Origin of the sequence: Mobilicoccus caccae, assembly GCF_030161635.1 — a bacterium.
Lineage (GTDB): Bacteria > Actinomycetota > Actinomycetes > Actinomycetales > Dermatophilaceae > Mobilicoccus > Mobilicoccus caccae.
Genome location: NZ_BSUO01000001.1, coordinates 1124056 through 1138480 on the forward strand (window position 1 = coordinate 1124056; position 14425 = coordinate 1138480).

General features: G+C 69.3%; 12 protein-coding genes and 2 tRNA genes. 8 read left to right on the plus strand and 6 right to left on the minus strand.

Annotated features, from left to right (window positions below):
- The first annotated feature begins 28 nt into the window (after positions 1-28).
- Entirely contained in the window at positions 29-1147 is a 1119-nt protein-coding gene (locus QQK49_RS05535) for a PP2C family protein-serine/threonine phosphatase (RefSeq protein WP_284303074.1), read from the plus strand.
- A gap of 82 nt (positions 1148-1229) precedes the next feature.
- On the opposite strand, the gene QQK49_RS05540 is transcribed toward QQK49_RS05535, so the two are convergent.
- The 6 genes from QQK49_RS05540 to QQK49_RS05565 all read right to left on the minus strand — a co-directional run bounded on the left by QQK49_RS05540 (position 1230) and on the right by QQK49_RS05565 (position 7071).
- Positions 1230-1303, minus strand: a tRNA-Gly gene (locus QQK49_RS05540).
- 61 nt (positions 1304-1364) lie between these two features.
- Complete coding sequence (locus tag QQK49_RS05545) at positions 1365-2276, minus strand: 4Fe-4S dicluster domain-containing protein (RefSeq protein WP_284303075.1); 912 nt, start codon at positions 2274-2276, stop codon at positions 1365-1367.
- Positions 2255-2902 (minus strand): TorD/DmsD family molecular chaperone, encoded by a 648-nt coding sequence (locus tag QQK49_RS05550; RefSeq protein ID WP_284303076.1) that lies wholly within the window; start codon positions 2900-2902, stop codon positions 2255-2257. Before QQK49_RS05550 ends, QQK49_RS05545 begins: the two co-directional genes overlap by 22 nt.
- Complete coding sequence (locus tag QQK49_RS05555) at positions 2899-3900, minus strand: dimethyl sulfoxide reductase anchor subunit family protein (protein ID WP_284303077.1); 1002 nt, start codon at positions 3898-3900, stop codon at positions 2899-2901. Before QQK49_RS05555 ends, QQK49_RS05550 begins: the two co-directional genes overlap by 4 nt.
- Position 3901: 1 nt before the next feature.
- Positions 3902-4531: a DMSO/selenate family reductase complex B subunit gene (locus QQK49_RS05560; RefSeq protein ID WP_284303078.1), complete on the minus strand. Its 630-nt coding sequence runs from the start codon at positions 4529-4531 to the stop codon at positions 3902-3904.
- Between the two features lie 17 nt (positions 4532-4548).
- Positions 4549-7071, minus strand: coding sequence for a DMSO/selenate family reductase complex A subunit (locus QQK49_RS05565; RefSeq protein ID WP_284303079.1), 2523 nt, complete (start codon positions 7069-7071; stop codon positions 4549-4551).
- Between the two features lie 134 nt (positions 7072-7205).
- Between QQK49_RS05565 and QQK49_RS05570 the strand changes: the two genes are divergently transcribed.
- The 7 genes from QQK49_RS05570 to QQK49_RS05600 all read left to right on the plus strand — a co-directional run bounded on the left by QQK49_RS05570 (position 7206) and on the right by QQK49_RS05600 (position 14306).
- Positions 7206-7279: transfer RNA gene (locus tag QQK49_RS05570), tRNA-Pro, on the plus strand.
- Positions 7280-7508: 229 nt separating this feature from the next.
- Positions 7509-9011, plus strand: a complete 1503-nt coding sequence (gene tig, locus QQK49_RS05575; RefSeq protein ID WP_284303080.1) for a trigger factor — start codon at positions 7509-7511, stop codon at positions 9009-9011.
- 208 nt (positions 9012-9219) lie between these two features.
- The gene (locus tag QQK49_RS05580; RefSeq protein WP_284303081.1) at positions 9220-9840 is read left to right on the plus strand and encodes an ATP-dependent Clp protease proteolytic subunit; all 621 of its coding nucleotides are present in this window, start codon (positions 9220-9222) and stop codon (positions 9838-9840) included.
- 24 nt (positions 9841-9864) lie between these two features.
- Positions 9865-10524 carry an ATP-dependent Clp protease proteolytic subunit gene (locus tag QQK49_RS05585; protein ID WP_284303082.1) on the plus strand — a complete coding sequence of 220 codons (660 nt, stop codon included), beginning with the start codon at positions 9865-9867 and terminating at the stop codon, positions 10522-10524.
- 202 nt (positions 10525-10726) lie between these two features.
- Positions 10727-12247 (plus strand): arginine-ornithine antiporter, encoded by a 1521-nt coding sequence (gene arcD / locus QQK49_RS05590; RefSeq protein ID WP_284303083.1) that lies wholly within the window; start codon positions 10727-10729, stop codon positions 12245-12247.
- 213 nt (positions 12248-12460) lie between these two features.
- Positions 12461-13720: an ATP-dependent Clp protease ATP-binding subunit ClpX gene (gene clpX, locus QQK49_RS05595; protein ID WP_284303084.1), complete on the plus strand. Its 1260-nt coding sequence runs from the start codon at positions 12461-12463 to the stop codon at positions 13718-13720.
- 91 nt (positions 13721-13811) lie between these two features.
- Positions 13812-14306 carry a hypothetical protein gene (locus QQK49_RS05600; RefSeq protein ID WP_284303085.1) on the plus strand — a complete coding sequence of 165 codons (495 nt, stop codon included), beginning with the start codon at positions 13812-13814 and terminating at the stop codon, positions 14304-14306.
- The last annotated feature ends 119 nt before the right edge of the window (positions 14307-14425 follow it).

The following is a 14425-nucleotide window of genomic DNA, read 5'->3' on the forward strand; positions in this document are numbered from 1 at the left end:
GGCGGTCGCCGGAGGTTAATGTCCAGAAATGCCGAGCCTGTCAGCACGCACCTTGCGGCGGCGGCCCGCGCTCGTGGCCGCCCGCGCCTGGCGGGCGACGATGCCCGGAGCCGCCCATCGGCAGATCGGGCACGGCAGCGCTCTGTTGCTGGCGCTGCTGGCCGGCACGTTCCTCCATCTGACGCTGGGACCCTCCCCGTCTCCGCCCTGGTCGATCTTCCTCCCGCTGATCGTCATCAGCGGGGTCTTCCACAAGCCGGGTGAACACGCGTTCGTCGTGTCGGTGACGTTGGGCTGCATCGTGGCCGGCGGCATCCTCCTGACGCCTCGCACGTCCGAGGCCGCAGGGTCGTTGGTCGCCGGGTCGGTCATCGCGTGCGTGACGATGTGGCGCTGCGTGGCCCGGGCCCGGGTGGGCGTGCAGGGCACCAGCGGTGAGGATCTTCTCGGCGAACTCCGCGACGGCCTGGAGCGCCGCGGCCGGCTGCCGCGGTTGCGCGCCGGGTGGGACGTCGAGGGCACGATCAGCGCCGCTTTCGGGCATCCGTTCTCCGGCGATTTCATCGTGTCCCACCACACGCCGGACGGGTCGAGGTTCGAGGCGGTCCTCGTCGACGTCTCCGGCAAGGGGCTCATCTCGGCGCCTCGGGCGGTCCAACTCTCCGGCGCCCTCGATGCGCTCGTCGGCGCGGTGGCACCGGAGGAGCTGCTGCTCGCCGCCAACGACTACGTCGTGCGTCAGCAGTGGACCGAGGGGTACGCGACGGCGATCCACCTCGTCGTCGATCTCGAGACCGGTGAGTACCAGGTGTGGCGGGCCGGCCATCCGCCCGCGGTGGTGTTCCACGGTGGCAGCGGCACGTGGAGCATCCTCGAGGACGAGGTCGGTCCCGCGCTGGGTCTCGTGGAGGAGCCCGTCTACCGCTGCGACGAGGGCGTCCTTCGTCGTCACGACGCGCTGATGCTCTATTCGGACGGGCTCGTCGAGCAATCCGACCGCGCGTTGGACGAGGGGATCGAACGGCTGCTGGGCAAGGCCGAGTACCTCGTGGCGGCCGGCTTCGACGGAGGCTCCGAGCGCCTGTGCGGCCAGGCGGCCGCCGGCAACACCGACGACCGCGGCGTCGTCCTGCTCTGGCGCTCCTGAAGCGCGCTGGATGTCCGCCGGCACTGCCGGACACGCCCTGGAACGGCGAAAGGGCCACCGCGTGCGGTGGCCCTTCCCTCTGTGGAGCGGGTGACGAGAATCGAACTCGCGTAGCCAGTTTGGAAGACTGGGGCTCTACCATTGAGCTACACCCGCACGCGCGTCCGCGTGGCGGAGCGCAGCCAGCAGCATACCGTGCCCGCGCCGCTCACCCGAATCAGTGGCCGCGGCGGTTCGGCAGGTGCACGGCGAAGGGGTCGGCGAACGTCTGGGCGCAGATCCGGCACAGCCCGTCGGCGGTGGGCTGCGGAGTCCCGCAGCGTCGGCACGGGTGACGCAGGCCGGCGTCCAGCACGCGCGTGTCCCGGCCCGAGAGCAGTTCGCTCCACGTGAGCGACCGGTCGCTCGCCAGGGCCTGCTCGGGGCACGCGGTGGCGCACAGTCCGCAGCCGATGCACACGGTGTCGTGGATCGTCAGGCCCCACTGGCGGGGAGCACCGTCGTCGCTCTCGTCGTCGGCGGTGGCGGTGGGGGCGATGAGGTCGAGGGCCTGGACCGGGCAGATGCGGGCGCAGGCGCCGTTCTCGTTGCAGCCGCGGGTCTCCCAGCGGGGGACTCCGGTGGGGAGTCGGTCGAGCGCCGGTGGGATCGTGCCGCCGGTGAGGGCCGCGACCGCCCGGACGAGGCGATCGGTCTCCGAGCGCGGCGCGGCGCCCACGCGGTGCGCGCCGAACAGGGTCCGGCGGGGCACGGCCATGCGCCGCGGATCGAGGACGACCTCGGCGCGCTCCGAGGCCCGGTGCGTCGGGACGAGCGCGGGCGACACCCCGTGCCCGACCGCGCGCGCCAGGGCCGCCGCCTGCCGGACCGCCACCATGAGCATCGGATCGTCGGAGACGACGTGCAGGCCGGCGACGGCCGGCACGGCGAGCAGCTCGACGAGGACACCCGGAACGAGGTGTTCGGAGAGGTTCGGAACGAGCACGGCCGCGGTCGTCAGGTCCGAGGCCGCCGTGACCGGGGCGGAGTCCGCGTCGACGAGGGACACGTGCCACGGCCCACCGGTCGACAGGTGATCGATCACCGAGCGCAGGTCCACCGCCGCGCTCACCGGGTCAGGGCGGTCCATCGTCGCGCTTCCTCGGCCAGGAGCAGACCGACGCCGCGGTACAGCGTCGTGTCGGCGTTCTTCGTCACCAGGCCGGCGAAGGCGGGCAGCCACGTCAGCAGGTGCTCGCTCCAGAACGCGCGCAGATCGGTCGCGATGGCCTGCGCGGACTCGTGGTCGCCCCGGTCGAGGGCGTCGAGCACGAGCAGACACAGGTGCGCGACGAACGCGAGCTCGAGCCCGGCGTGGTCGTCGGTGGGGCGGCCGCCCGCGGGCGCCGCGAGGTCGTGCCTCGCGTACGCCTCGCGGACCTGCATCGTCACCTCGCCGAACAGCAGATGGTCCTCGGAGCGGTAGACCGACTCGTGCGGCGGCGCCAGGGCGGGCATGGCGCCACCGAAGAGCCTCAGGTGGTCCGCGGCCACCTCGTCCTGAGCCACCGGCGCACACAGGAGGAGCACCGCCTCCGGGGTGCTCCCCTCGGCGTCGGGGAACGGCCACTCCAGCTCCGCCGCCGACCGCAGCCGGGCCAGGGCCTCGGGATCCGGCGGCGTGAGCATCAGCGAGGACAACAGGGCGGTCGTGGCGGCGGTGCCGTCGAGTAGATCGACCGACAGGTCCGCGCCCGCCGCGGTGCCGGTGGTCACAGACCCGTCCGGTACATCGAGGCGTAGAAGAACATGCGACCGAGGAACTCGCCGGCGAGCACGAGGGCGAACGCCAGCGCGGCCATGGTCGCCACGGTGCCCCGCGCGGTGTCGCGCTGGGCCCGGCCCAGCCGCGACAGGAGGACCGCGAGGACGACGACCCCGGCGGCGATGAGCGCGGGGTAGAGGATCGCGAGGCCCGGGTGGAGGTCGGTGAAGACCGCCAGTGACAGCGCCGCCGCGGGGTCGGGGTGAGTGCCGAGCTGGGCGAGGTAGATCGGCATCGCCACGAAGCTCAGACCGAGGATGGCGACGGCACCGACCGTGATGCCCCTGATCGTGCGGATCAGCAGCCGCTCACCGTGGTGCGTCTCGGAGACGGTGGCGCCCCCGGAGACGGCGGCGTCCTCGTCGCGGCGTTCGACGGCCTCCGCCTCACGGGCCGCGCGCTTGCCGGAGCCCCGACGCAGCGCCGTGAACGCGAGCACCGCCGCGACCGCCAGCGACCCGAGCAACAAGGTGGTGGCCCAGAACCGCACGGGCGTGTACCAGGTGTTCCACGCCGGCACGGTGCGCAGCGAGTACACCTGCGAGATGCAGAACACGAGGACGACGCCGGCGAGGGCGGCGAGGACCGCCACGACCTGCCGCAGGCGCGCGCTGCCGAGCTTGCGCCACTGCATGAACGCGAACAGCGCACCGAGAGCGAGGAACACGCTGCCCGCGAGGATCTCGTTCGACAGCCAGCTCGTGCCGACGTGACCGAGCGCGTTGATCGCGCGCAGCGGGGTTCCCAGGTGGAAGGTGGACGCGAGGAACCCCAGGAGAAGCAACGGCCCGATGGCGTAGAGGGCGGGGTCGGCGACGCGGTCCATCACCGTCGCGGGCACCCGTGCGTTCAGCAGGTGCACGAGGCCGAGGACGATGAACGTCCCGACCGACATCTGCGCGCAGATGGTGAAGATCACCAGGGGGAGTTCGTGGGAGAGGCTGCCCATGTCAGAGCTCCGTCGGGTTGTTCACCCGGCCGGCGTCGCTGCCCGACGGCACGGCCTTGGGGTGGGGGGTGACGAGGAGGTGCGGCTTGGTGATGTCCGGTGAGGGCAGCGGCGCGATGTTCGCGTCACCGCCGTACTTGGCCACGAGGTCGTCGTAGTCGCCGAAGTCGATGACCCGGGAGGGGCAGGACTCCACGCAGGCCGGCGTGCCGCCTTCGAGGATGCGGTCCTTGCAGAAGTTGCACTTGGTCATGGTGCCGGTCTGCGCGTTGTACGCCGGCGCCGAGTAGGGGCAGGCCATCTCGCAGTAGCGACACCCGATGCACTTGCTCTGGTCGACCTCGACGATGCCCATCTCGCCGACGTGCATGGCCGTCGTCGGGCAGGACTCGACGCAGATGGGGTTCTCGCAGTGGTTGCACGCCACCGAGGTGTAGTAGGTGAAGACGTCCTGACGGTAGGTGCCGTCGGTCTCGTTGGGCGTCCAGGTGCCACCGCTGTACTCGGCCACGCGACGCCAGATGACGCCGTCGGGGAGGTCGTGCTTGTCCTTGCAGGCGATCTGGCAGGCCTTGCAGCCGGTGCAGTTGGCCTGGTCGATGTGGAATGCGGGCTTGCGGAGTTCGGCCATGATGTCCTCCTTCGTCCTCAGGCCTTGGCGATCTGGGCGAGGACGGAGTGCTGTCCGTTGCCCTTGCTGTAGGCGGTGGGGGTGTGACTGGTCAGGGTGTTGACCGAGCCTCCTTCGTCGAGGCCGTTCGCGCCGGGGGTGTACCAGGCGCCCTGCGGGATCGAGAGCACACCGGGCATGATGCGCGGCGTGACGTAGGCGGGCAGGCGCACCTTGCCGCGGTCGTTCCACACGTCGACGGAGTCACCGTTGCCGATGCCGCGGGACTGCGCGTCGATCGGGTTGATCCACACGTGCTGCGGGTGGGCCTCCTTGAGCCAGGGGCTGTTGCCGTAGCTGCTGTGGGTGCGCTGCTTGTAGTGGTGGCCGATGCACTGCAGCGGATACCTCTCCTGCAGCGGGTCGCCCGGCATCTCGCGGGTGCGCACGTACTCGGGCGTGGGGGTGATCTTGTTGTCACCCTCGACGGGCCAGTCCTGGCTCATCCGGTGCAGGTTGGTCGAGAAGATCTCGATCTTGCCCGACGGGGTCGCCAGGGGGTTGGCCTTGGGGTCGTCGCGGAACGCCTTCATGGCGATGACGGGCTCGAGCTTCTTCTTGAACACGCCCATCCTGCGGAACTCCTCGAAGGGCGGCAGGTCGGGGATGGTCTTGCGGCTCTCGTCGACGATCCACCGCACCCAGTCCTCCTGGCTGCGTCCCTCGGTGAACTTCTGCTTGACGCCGAGCTTGTCGGCGATGAGCGTGAGCTGCTCGTACACCGGCTTGGCCTCACCGGGCGGGTCGACGGCCTTGTCGGTGAAGATCGCGTACCCCAGGTTGCCCGACGAGCCCTGCTGGGCGAGGTCGACCTGCTCGGCGGTCACCGCGTCGGGCAGCAGGATGTCGCTGTACCGCGCGGAGACGGTCATGTGGTTGTCGATGCAGACGATCATCTCCAGGGCGTTCTCGTCGGAGAGGATCTCGAGGGTGCGGTTGATGTCGCCGTGCTGGTTGACCAGCGCGTTCGATCCGTACAGCCACATGAACTTGATGTTCGAACCGAGGGTGACGTCGTTGGTGACGTTGGCGTTGCCGTTGCGGTCGGCGTTGTCGCGGACGCCGTCCTTGTAGGTCCACCCCTCGCCGGAGGTGATCGCGTCGGTCCAGCGGTAGAAGGGGATGACCGGGCGGACGGGGTTCTCCAGGGTCGGGAACGAGGCCATGCCGATGTTGGCCGACGACTCGCGCTCGCCGGTGCCGCCGCCGGAGATCCCGATCTGGCCGGTCATCGCCGCGAGCAGCATCGGCGCCCGGGACTGGTTCTCGCCGTTGGAGTGACGCTGCGGGCCCCACCCCTGGGTGATGGCGCACGGCTTGGTCGTGGCGATCTCGCGGGCCAGGCGGGTGATGGTCTGCGCGGGCAGGCCGGTGATCTTCGCGGCCCACTCCGGCGTCTTGGCGGTGCCGTCGGCACCCTCACCCATGACGTAGCTGCGGTAGGACAGGTTCGCCGGCACACCCTCGGGCATGTGGTCCTCGTCGAACCCACTGCAGTAGGTGTCGAGGAACGTCTGGTCCAGCAGGTTCTCGCTGATCATCACGTGGGCGAACCCGGCGACCAGCGCCGCGTCGGTGCCCGGCCGGATCGGCACCCACTCGTCGGCGAGGTTCATCGCCGTCTCGGACTGGCGGGGGTCGATGACGATGACGCGGTGACCGGTCTCGGCCTTCGCCTTCTGGGTGACGAACACCTCGCCGCCGCCGCTCATGCGGGTCTCGTGCGGGTTGTTGCCGAACATCACGACGAGCTTGCTGTTGCGCGTGTCGTCGTTGCTGTTGGAGCCCTGCCACCCGCCGTGCTGGAAGTCGACGGCGATGCCGATCTGGCCGGTGCTGTAGTCGGAGTACTGGTCCAGGAATCCGCCGACACAGTTCATGAGGCGGGCCACGGCGGTGCCGGCCGGAGGCCAGCTACGGGCGACGGTGGCGCCGAGGACGCCGGTGCCGTACTGCAGGTACACCGACTCGTTGCCGTGCTCGGCGATCGTCTTCTTCAACTGGTCGGCGATGAGCGTGGTCGCCTCGTCCCAGCTGATCTTCTGCCACTTGTCCTCCCCGCGACGCCCGACGCGCTTCATGGGGGAGGTGAGGCGGTCGGGGTTGTAGATGCGGGTGCGGATCGAGCGGCCACGTACGCAGGCGCGGATCTGCTGGGTGCCGAGCTCGTCGTCGCCGGTGTCGTCGGGGTCGACCCGTACGACGCGCCCGTCGCGCACGACCAGCCGCAGGGGGCAGCGGCTGCCGCAGTTGACGTTGCACGAGCTCCAGACGATCTTCTCCTCCGCCGCCGGGGCGCTGTCGGCGGCGGCGGCCTGCAGCCCGTGCCTGGAGGCGCCGACCACGCCGGCACCCACGCCTGCGACGGCGCTCCAGGCCATGAAGCGCCTCCGCGAGACGGACGGCGTCGTCAGGGCTGCCAAGACGTCGGCGGTGTCCTTGGGCATCCGGTCCTCCTGGTCGTCGAGCGCGCCGGAACAGGGGTTGGACGGGCGGTTCACCCATCTCATCAGAGTCCCGGCGACTCATCAGAGGACTTTCGTCCGTGAATCTCGTTCGTCCTCGCGCCGTTCGGGTCCGTGGCCCCGACGGCGCACCGTCAGGCGCGGTCCAAGCGGTTACAGTGGCTCCTCGACGGGCTGTGGCGCAGCTTGGTAGCGCGCGTGCTTTGGGAGCACGATGTCGCAGGTTCAAATCCTGTCAGCCCGACTCATCTCGGAGACGACCGTCGAAGGGCGCCCGCGCCAGGACCCCTCTTCGCCGGGCGTCCTGGGCGACGAACACGCCCTGCCTGTTCGCCCGGTTCGACAGACCGGTCGGCGGACCCGCTAGCATGAACCGACCCCTGTGCGCAGTTGCGGCAGGGTGAATCGGTGTCGACCGGCCCCGGCCGTGTCCACCGAACCATCCGTCACCGATCGATGCTGGAGTGCCCGCAGTGAAGAGTTCCGTCGAGACCCTCTCTCCGACCCGGGTCAAGTTGACCATCGAGGTCCCGTCCGAGGAGCTCAAGCCGAGCGTCGACGCGGCGTACAAGGCCATCGGGTCGCAGATCGCCATCCCCGGCTTCCGCCCCGGCAAGGTGCCCACCCGCATCATCGAGCAGCGCGTCGGCAAGGGCGCCGTCATGCAGGAGGCCGTCAACGAGGCCCTGCCCAAGTTTTACGGCGACGCCATCGAGGAGAACGACCTGCGCCCCATGGGCCAGCCCGAGGTCGACCTCACCGAGCTGCCGATGGCGGAGGGTGAGCAGCTCGTGTTCACCGCCGAACTCGACGTGCGTCCCACGATCGAACTGCCCGAGTTCTCCTCGATCGCCGTCGAGGTCGACCCGATCGCCGAGTCCGACGTCGACGCCGAGCTCGACCGTCGCGTCGAGGAGTTGCGCACCCGCTTCGGCACGCTCGTCGGCGTCGACCGCACCGCCCAGGAGGGCGACTTCGTCACGATCGACCTGCGCGGCGAGATCGGCGGCGAGGAGATCGACAACGTGGAGGGCGTCTCCTACGAGATCGGCTCCCGCACGATGATCTCCGGGCTCGACGACGCGCTCGTCGGCATGAGCGTCGACGAGGAGAAGGACTTCACCGCGCCGCTGGCCGGAGGCGACCACGAGGGTGAGGACGCCGAGATCACGGTCACGCTCCGCACGCTCAAGGAGCGCGAGCTGCCCGAGCTCGACGACGACTTCGCCCAGATGGCCTCCGAGTTCGACACCCTGGAGGAGCTCAAGGCCGACCTGCGCACGCAGGCCGAGCAGGCCCAGTCCTTCCAGCAGGGACTCGCGGCCCGCGACAAGATCCTCGAGCGCCTCCTGGAGGACCTCGAGATCCCCGTGCCCGACTCCGTCGTCGAGGCCGAGGTCGAGGCCCACTTCGCCGACGGCTCGCACGAGACCGAGGACGCCGACCACCGCGCCGAGGTGCACGAGAACACCGTCAAGGCGCTGCGCACCCAGCTCCTGCTCGACGCCATCGCCGAGAAGACCGAGGTCACGGTCTCCCAGCAGGAGCTCATCGAGTACATCATCATGACCGCCCAGCAGTACGGCATGGACCCGAGCCAGCTCGCCCAGGCCATGGACGACAACCAGCAGGCCGGCGCCATGGCCGCCGAGGTCGCCCGCCGCAAGGCCCTGGCGTCCGTCATGGAGGAGGCCAAGGTCACCGACACCAACGGTGACGTCGTCGACCTGTCCGCCACCGTCGAGGTGGGCGACGAGGACGACGAGGTCGAGGCGCCCGCGAGCGACGCGCCCGAAAGCGACGACGACTCCACCGAGTCCGACGCCGAGGTTGACGCCGAGAAGGCCGAGAAGAAGAAGGCCGAGAAGAAGAAGGCCGACAAGAAGGACAAGGGCGAGAAGAAGGACAAGGCCGACAAGAAGCCGGAGAAGAAGGACAAGAAGTCCGACGAGGGCTCGGCCGACGACTCGAAGTGAGTCACGCACGACGGCGCCGCTCCGGCCGGGGCGGCGCCGTCGGCGTCTGTGCGGGAGCGGCGCGGCGCGGTCAGTCCGCCCAGGGCGAACAGGGCCCCGGGCGGGGAAGGGCCGGAGTGCCTGCGACGTTAGCCTCGTGTGAGATGCAGGATCGTATCGGTGCCTGCACCGCCGCGATCGCGACAGTCACGACCAAGGGAGACACAGCGTGAGCCACCGCAGCGATATCGTCGCCAGCGATCCGGGCCCCAAGGGTGGGCTCGACGACCACATCTACAACCGCCTCCTCAAGGAGCGGATCATCTTCCTCGGCTCCGACGTCCGCGACGACAACGCGAACGCCATCTGCGCGCAGCTGCTGCTGCTGTCGGCCGAGGACCCCGAGCGCGACATCTGGCTGTACATCAACAGCCCCGGTGGGTCGATCTCGGCCGGTATGGCGATCTACGACACCATGAACTGGGTCCCCAACGACGTGTGCACGGTCGCCATGGGTATGGCGGCGAGCATGGGCCAGTTCCTGCTGTCCGCGGGGGCCAAGGGCAAGCGGTACGCCACGCCGCACAGCCGCATCCTCATGCACCAGCCGCTGGGCGGCATCGGTGGTACGGCCACCGACATCAAGATCCAGGCCGAGCAGATGCTGTTCATCAAGAAGCAGATGGCCGAGCTCATCGCCGAGCACACGGGTCAGTCGGTCGAGCAGATCACCCGGGACTCCGACCGCGACCGCTGGTTCGGTGCCGAGGAGGCCAAGGAGTACGGCTTCGTCGACCACGTCTTCACCCGGGCGAGCGACACGCCGGGTGCCGGCGGCACGCAGGCCTGACCCGACGAGACTTTGGAGCTACGCATGGACATCACCACGCCCCGCCTGGCCGGTGGCCGACCCGTCGGACCCTCGAGCCGCTACATCTTGCCGCAGTTCGAGGAGCGCACGTCCTACGGGATGAAGCGCACCGACCCTTACACGAAGATGTTCGAGGACCGCATCATCTTCCTGGGTGCCCAGGTCGACGACGCGTCGGCCGACGACATCATCGCCCAGCTCATCGTGCTGGAGAGTCAGGATCCCGACCGCGACATCCTCATGTACATCAACAGCCCCGGTGGATCGTTCACCGCGATGACGGCGATCTACGACACGATGCAGTTCGTCCGCCCCGACGTGCAGACGTTCGTCGTCGGTCAGGCCGCGTCGGCGGCCGCGGTGCTGCTGGCCGCGGGTGCGCCGGGCAAGCGGTACGCGCTGCCCAACGCGCGCGTGCTCATCCACCAGCCGGCGCTCGCCGGTGGCGACTACGGCCAGGCCAGCGACATCGAGATCCAGGCCAACGAGGTCTTCCGCATGCGCACCTGGCTGGAGGAGGTCCTCGCGGAGCACTCGGGCCGTACCCCGCAGCAGGTGAACGAGGACATCGAGCGCGACAAGATCCTCTCGGCCCCTGATGCGCGTGACTACGGGCTGATCGATGAGGTCTTGGTCAGCCGTAAGGCTTCCCGCCAGGTCTGACACGCCAGGTAGGTAGGCAGTTCCGTAAGGGCCGACGGCAATGCCGTCGGCCCTTCGGCATGCCCGGGCGGGGTGGGCGTCCGAGTGTGATGCAAAGAACATCGTCTAAACCGTCCAGACGGTACAAAGTCCCTGCGCAGGGGACTGGGCAAGGGTCATCCTGGAAGGGAATGGTGAACAGCAGACCTGACGGAGGATGACCATGTCGACGACTGCAGACCCCCGCGTGTCCGGGGGTGGGACCGCTTCGAACGGCGCGGACGGAGGCCGATCTGCCGGCCTTCCGCTCTTCGCCCTGATCGCCCTCGTGGTGGGGTCGATGATCGGCGGTGGGATCTTCAACCTGCCGCGTCAGATGGCGAGCGCGGCGGCGCCCGGTCCGCTGCTCATCGGCTGGCTCATCACCGGCGTCGGCATGCTCATGCTGGCCTTCATCTTCCAGACCCTCGCCGAGCGCAAGCCCGACGTCGACGGCGGCGTCTACGGGTATGCGCGCGCCGGGTTCGGTCCGTTCATCGGGTCGAGTTGCGCGTGGGGGTACTGGATCAGCGCGTGGATCGGCAACGTGGGCTACCTCGTGCTGCTGGTCTCGGGCATCGGGTACTTCATGCCGGACGTGTTCGTGCAGGACAACACGCTTACGATGGCGGGGCTGGCGCTCGGGTCGGTCGTGCTCTGGGCGACGACGATGCTCTGCGTCGTGGGCGTGCGCGAGGCCGTCATCGTCAACACGATCGTGACGATCGCCAAGGTGCTGCCGATCCTCATGTTCCTGGTGCTGACGGCGCTGGCCTTCCGGATGGACCTCTTCTCGGCCGACATCTGGGGGACGATGACCCAGGTCCCCGACGGCGAGGGCGGGATGATGGGCCTGGGCGACACGATGCAGCAGGTCAAGGGCATGATGCTGGTGACCGTGTGGGTGTTCATCGGCATCGAGGGCGCCAGCATCTTCTCCCAGCGCGCGGGCAAGCGCAGCGACGTCGGCAAGGCGACCGTCATCGGATTCGTCATGGTGTTGGCGCTGCTCATCCTCGTCAACTTCCTGGCCTACGGCGTCATGCGTCAGGCGGAGCTGAGCGGCGTCGCCGACCCGGCGCTGGGATCGATCCTCGGTGAGGTCGTCGGGCCGTGGGGTGCGGCGCTCATCGCGCTGGGTCTGACGGTGTCGGTGCTCGGTGCGTTCCTGTCGTGGACCCTGCTGTGCGCCGAGATCCTCCGCCTGCCGGCGCAGCAGAAGGTCCTGCCGGCCTTCCTGGGCAAGGACAACCGCCGGGGTTCGCCGGCGGCCGCGCTGCTGCTGACGGGCGCCGTCACCCAGATCGTGCTCATCTGGGCCAAGACGCAGCCGAGCGCGTACGACTCCCTCATCATGCTGGCGTCTTCGCTCATCCTGCTGCCGTACCTGTGGGCCACGCTCTACCAGCTCAAGCTCGGGGTGACGGGGGAGAGCTACGAGACCTCGGCCCGGTCCAAGGGCCGTGACCTGCTGGTCGCCGGCGTCGGAACCGTCTACGCCCTGTGGCTCGTCTACGCCGCGGGTCTGGAGTACTTGCTGCTCGCCGCGATCTTCTACGTCGTCGGCACGGCCCTCTACATCTGGGCCCGCCGGGAGGCCCGCCTGCGGGTCTTCACCCCCGCCGAGCTCGTGGTGCTCGCGGTCGTCGTCGTCGGTGCGGTCTTCGGGATCATGGGACTGCTCGACGGGAGCATCAGCGTCTGACCGGTCCGCTCCGCGTCGTCTCACGCCGTCCGCGCCCCTGTCCGCCCTCAGCGGACAGGGGCGCGTCCGTGCCCGACACCGGGTTTCAATGGAGACGCGGGTGGAGTGTGGGCGGTACCGTCGCGTACGCACACGCCACCCGGGACCACGGGCCGAGGCCGGTCTGCAGTGGCGAGACGGCAGTGGTGAGACGGCGACGACGAGGGAGGACACGTGGCACGTATCGGAGAGGGCGGTGACCTGCTCAAGTGCTCGTTCTGTGGAAAGAGCCAGAAGCAGGTCAAGAAGCTCATCGCCGGGCCCGGTGTCTACATCTGCGACGAGTGCATCGACCTGTGCAACGAGATCATCGAGGAGGAGCTGGCCGAGGCCAGTGAGCTCGGCCTGGGCGAACTGCCCAAGCCGCGAGACATCTTCGATTTCCTGCAGCAGTTCGTCATCGGTCAGGACGACGCCAAGAAGGCGCTCGCGGTCGCCGTGTACAACCACTACAAGCGCATCCAGGCGGGCGAGGTCCTCAAGAAGGGCGACGAGCAGGTCGACATCGCGAAGTCGAACATCCTGCTCATCGGGCCCACCGGGTGTGGCAAGACCTACCTGGCCCAGACCCTGGCGCGGATGCTCAACGTGCCGTTCGCCATCGCCGACGCCACGGCGCTCACCGAGGCCGGCTATGTCGGTGAGGACGTCGAGAACATCCTTCTCAAGCTCATCCAGGCCGCCGACTACGACGTCAAGAAGGCCGAGACGGGCATCATCTACATCGACGAGGTCGACAAGATCGCCCGCAAGAGCGAGAACCCGTCGATCACGCGCGACGTGTCCGGTGAAGGCGTGCAACAGGCCCTGCTCAAGATCCTCGAGGGCACCACGGCCTCGGTTCCGCCGCAGGGTGGTCGCAAGCACCCGCATCAGGAGTTCATCCAGATCGACACCACCAACGTGCTGTTCATCGTGGGTGGCGCGTTCGCCGGGCTGGAGAAGATCGTCGAGTCCCGCGCAGGAAAGGCCGGACTGGGCTTCGGGGCAGCCCTGCAGACCGCTAAGGCCCCCAACGAGTACTTCGCCGACGTCATGCCCGAGGACCTCATGAAGTTCGGGCTCATCCCCGAGTTCATCGGCCGGCTCCCGGTCATCACGAGCGTCGCCCCGCTGGACAGCGACGCCCTCGTGCGCATCCTCGTCGAGCCGCGCAACGCGCTGGTCAAGCAGTACAAGAAGATGTTCGAGATCGACGGTGTCGAGCTGGAGTTCACCGACGGCGCCGTCGAGTCGCTCGCCGAGCAGGCCCTGTCCCGCGGCACGGGAGCGCGTGGCCTGCGGGCGATCATGGAAGAGGTCCTGCAGCCGGTCATGTTCGACGTGCCCAGCGACGACGACATCGCCCGGGTCGTCGTCACCCGTGAGGTCGTCCTCGACCGCGTGACCCCCACGGTCGTGCGTCATGGTGGCGCCGAACGCGAGTCCGCCTGAGGCACGTGGCCTTCCGGTTGAGTCCCGGGGCTCGGCTCCCGCGCAGCAGAGCGCGGTGAGCTGTGGCGCCGCCTGTCTGACGGTGGCTCGCATGTCGGTCGATCCGGACTACGCGGCGCACCTCACCTCGGACGGCGACGTCGTCGACCCGGCGGCCTTCGCCGCGCAGGAGCGAGCGATCCTGGCGCGCACCAACGCCTTTCGCGTCCGTAGTCGGGGCGTGCTCCACGACCTCGGCTGGCCCTCCTTCTTCGGCACCTCGCCCTGGGGAGCGCTGGAGGAGCTGGAGTGGGGGACCGGGCGCCGGTACGGCGTCGTCCCGCTGCGGTTCGGTGACGACCGGGTTCGTGCGCGCGCCTACGACGAGGTCCTCCTCTCGACCGTCCGCTCCCGGGCGCCCGCACTCCTCTACGTGGGTGACCGCGTTCTGCCGCGTCACGTGACGCTGTTGAGCGCCGGCGAACAGATCGTGCTGTACGAACCCGCCGCGGGCGTCGTCGTCGAGCCGCGACGCGAGCGGTTCACCTCCCGCTCGCTCGCCCTGGGCGGGTGGGACGTGCCGTGGTTCGCGCTCGTCCCTCGCTGAGCACCGCCGCGCTGCCGTGACCGCCCCGCCGCGCTGCCGTGACCGCCCCGCCGTGAACGCGACGCAGGGGGCGACCGGATCATCCGGTCGCCCCCTGCGTCGTCTCGGGTCGTGCCGGC